The sequence below is a fragment of the Pedococcus sp. 2YAF34 genome, from assembly GCF_052114585.1.
Lineage (GTDB): Bacteria > Actinomycetota > Actinomycetes > Actinomycetales > Dermatophilaceae > Pedococcus.
In genome coordinates, this window is record NZ_JBFRFA010000072.1 from 1 (window position 1) to 3,035 (window position 3,035).

At 75.4% G+C, this 3,035-nt stretch carries 4 protein-coding genes; 3 read left to right on the forward strand and 1 reads right to left on the reverse strand.

Annotated features, from left to right (window positions below; translation table 11 throughout):
• Positions 1-565 (reverse strand): hypothetical protein (locus AB4Z02_RS18855; protein ID WP_441972889.1); only part of this gene is annotated, 565 nt, incomplete at its 3' end.
• Positions 566-630: 65 nt separating this feature from the next.
• On the opposite strand from AB4Z02_RS18855, the gene AB4Z02_RS18860 reads away from it, so the two are divergent.
• The 3 genes from AB4Z02_RS18860 to AB4Z02_RS18870 all read left to right on the forward strand — a co-directional run.
• Complete coding sequence (locus AB4Z02_RS18860) at positions 631-1,248, forward strand: hypothetical protein (RefSeq protein WP_156399789.1); 618 nt, start codon at positions 631-633, stop codon at positions 1,246-1,248.
• Between the two features lie 67 nt (positions 1,249-1,315).
• Entirely contained in the window at positions 1,316-2,290 is a 975-nt protein-coding gene (locus tag AB4Z02_RS18865; RefSeq protein WP_056882338.1) for a nucleoside hydrolase, read from the forward strand.
• On the forward strand, positions 2,290-3,035 hold a 746-nt coding region (locus AB4Z02_RS18870; RefSeq protein WP_441972891.1), incomplete at its 3' end, for a PfkB family carbohydrate kinase. The genes AB4Z02_RS18865 and AB4Z02_RS18870, both read left to right, overlap by 1 nt.

Sequence of the window (3,035 nt, forward strand, 5' to 3'; positions counted from 1 at the left end):
GGGTGGCGGTGACGGCGGCCAGCCCCGCGGCGGCGGCGGCCAGCCAGAGCGTGGCCTCCCCGCGCAGCCCGGGCGCCCCGGATCCCACGGACCCGGCCCGGGTCACGACGGCGACGTACAGGACCACCAGCGCCAGGCAGGCCAGCCCGAGCAGCACCGCGGCGCCACGCCGCAGGTAGGCGGTGACCGTCCGCCGCGCCAGCGAGGCGGTGCGCCGGCCGGACTCGACCACGAGGCCCGCGAGCCGCCACTCGGCGACCACGGCCCCGACGAACCACCCCAGGAAAGCAGCCGTGAAGTTGAGGGTGAGCCGGTCGTCGCGCAGCGCCCACAGCAGGCCGAGCAGCACGCCGGTGGTGAGCCCGAGCGCGCGCCAGCGTCGCGTGACCGCCAGGGCCCGCACCACGAGCGGACCGTTGGCCTCGGTGACGAGCAGCTCCTGACGGGCAGCAAAGCGGCGCAGGCGGGGCAGCGAGACCGGCGCGGTCGAGACGCCGGCGACGAGCACCATGACCCCCACACCGAGCAGGGCGACGACGAGGAGGACGACGAAGCGGACGGTCATGGCGCCACCCTGCACCTCGAGCAACCCTTGTGTCAATGTAGCAACACAGTGATACATTCACGGCCATGGACGAGCAGCGGGGGAGTGGGGCGCCGACAGCCGAGGGCCCTTCGCAGGTGGCGCGCGGGGCCGGGTACGGCGTGAGCGACGAGGTGTGGCGCGCCATCGAGCCCGAGGCCCGCGCAGCCGCCGTCCGTGAGCGCAGGGCCCTGCTGCGTACGGCGCTGGTCACCGCCCTCGTGGTGCTCCTCGGCGTCGGGGTGGCGTGGTCCGGTGTGTTCTCCCCGCGCCTGTCCGGCGGCGACAACTCCGGCTACGGCAGCGGGACGCCGGGCAGCCGCGGGCACCTGTCGTTCGACCTGCACAACGACGGCGTGGTCACCGAGCACGTGACCCGGTGGGCCATTCCGGTGCCCGGCGTCGAGGTGCAGCCGGTGGCCCCGCAGTCGCTCGACCTGGCGCCGCGGTCGAAGCAGACCGTGCGCCTGGAGTTCCAGGTCACCGACTGCACCGCGGCCACCCGGGTCGCCCGCGCCCTGGCCCGGCAGCACCCGGTCGACGGGCTCGGCGTCCGCATCTGGGCGAGCCGACCCTGGGGCTCCGTCGAGACGACCGTCACCCCACCCGGGTCGGTGACGGACATGGTGCTCATGTCCTGCGGGGTGGACCTCTCCGACGAGTAGCCGCGCGCCGGCCGGACGCTCGACGGGGGCCGGGTCCTGCGGCCACTGCTCTGGCAGGATCGCGGGCATGGCCATCCCCGTCGTGCTCGACGTCGACACCGGCGTGGACGACGCCTGTGCCCTGCTCCTCGCCGCGCTGCACCCTGGTCTCGACCTGCGCGCCGTGACCTGTGTCGGCGGCAATGCGCCGGTGGACGACGTCGTCGCCAACACGCTGACCGTCCTCGACGCGGCCGGGCGCGCGGACGTCGTCGTCGCCCGCGGTGCGGAAAGGCCCCTGCTCGAGGAGGCCGTCGACGCGCGCCACGTCCACGGGGCCGACGGCATGGGCGACCTCGACTGGCCGAAGTCGTCCCGGCAGCCGGACCCGCGGCACGCCGTCGAGGTGCTGCGGGACGTCCTGCGCGAGGCGGCTGCGACCGACGAACCCGTCACCCTCATACCCCTCGCACCCCTGACCAACATCGCCCTGCTGCTGCGCACCTACCCCGAGGTCGCGCGGGGCCTGCGTGAGGTCGTCTTCATGGGTGGGGCGGCCGACGTCGGCAACGCCACCGCGTCGGCCGAGTTCAACGTCTTCCACGACCCGGAGGCGGCGGCCGTCGTCCTCGACGCGTGCGCCGACCTCGGCATCGCCGTGACCATGTACGGCCTCGACGTCTTCTACGCCCCGCACATCGGCCTCGCGCAGGCCGACGCGCTCGTGGCGGTCGGTGGCCGGGGCGCGGCCGAGCTCGCCGGGCGGCTCGTCCGGTTCCAGGCGGAGCGGTTCGGGGCGGGGTCAGCCACGATCGGCGACGCGGGCGCCGTCTGCGCGGTCCTCGACCCGGGGGGCGTGCAGCGCGAGAAGCTCCCGGTCCGCGTCGAGCTCGCGGGCACCTGGTCGCGGGGGCGCACCATCGTCGACCGCCGTGACTGGACCGGCGACCTGTCGCACGACCCGCACGGCCTCGCCCCGACGACCATCGACGTGTGCCTCGAGGTCGACGCCGACCGCTACGCCCGCCTCTGGCTCGACACCGTCGGCGGGGGTTCGCTCTGATGGGCCGCGTCGTCGTCCTCGGGTCGCTCAACGTCGACCTCGTCGCCCATGTCGAGCGGCACCCGCGCCCGGGGGAGACGGTCCTGGCCGACGCCGCCGTGGAGCGGTTCGCCGGCGGCAAGGGCGGCAACCAGGCCGTGGCCGCCGCCGCAGCCGGTGCCGAGGTCGTCATGGTCGGAGCCGTGGGCGACGACGACGGCGGCGCCGCCTACCGCGCCCGCCTCGAGCGGCTCGGTGTCGACGTGTCCGCCGTGGCCGTCGCACCCGCCGCCACCGGCCAGGCGTGGATCGTGGTCGACGACGAGGGGGAGAACTCCATCGTGGTCGTCGCCGGAGCCAACGGCCACGTCACCGCCGACCTGCCGCCGCTCGGGGAGGGGGACGTCCTGCTCGTCCAGCTCGAGGTCCCCGTATCGGTCGTGGCCCGGGCCGCCCGCGCGGCGCACTCCAGGGGAGCGCGCGTGGTGGTCAACGCCGCGCCGTACGCGGCCCTGCCGCAGGACGTCGCGCAGCTCGCCGACCCGGTGGTCGTCAACGAGCACGAGGCCATGCAGCTGGCCGACTCCGACGTCGTCGCAGGCTCCCTGCTGGTGACCTTCGGGGCGGCGGGGTGCAGCTGGGACGGTGAGCGGTTCGAGGCGGCGCCGGTCGCAGCGGAGGACGTGGTCGACACCACGGGCGCCGGCGACGCCTTCTGCGGCGCCCTCGCGGCGGCCCTGGCCGGCGGCGCGGACCGGGCTGAGGC

What these genes read in the sequence shown, in the direction of transcription:
- AB4Z02_RS18865 (WP_056882338.1), top strand. Translation starts at nt 1,316, where the DNA reads ATGGCCATCCCCGTCGTGCTCGACGTCGACACCGGCGTGGACGACGCC.
- AB4Z02_RS18860 (WP_156399789.1), top strand. Translation starts at nt 631, where the DNA reads ATGGACGAGCAGCGGGGGAGTGGGGCGCCGACAGCCGAGGGCCCTTCG.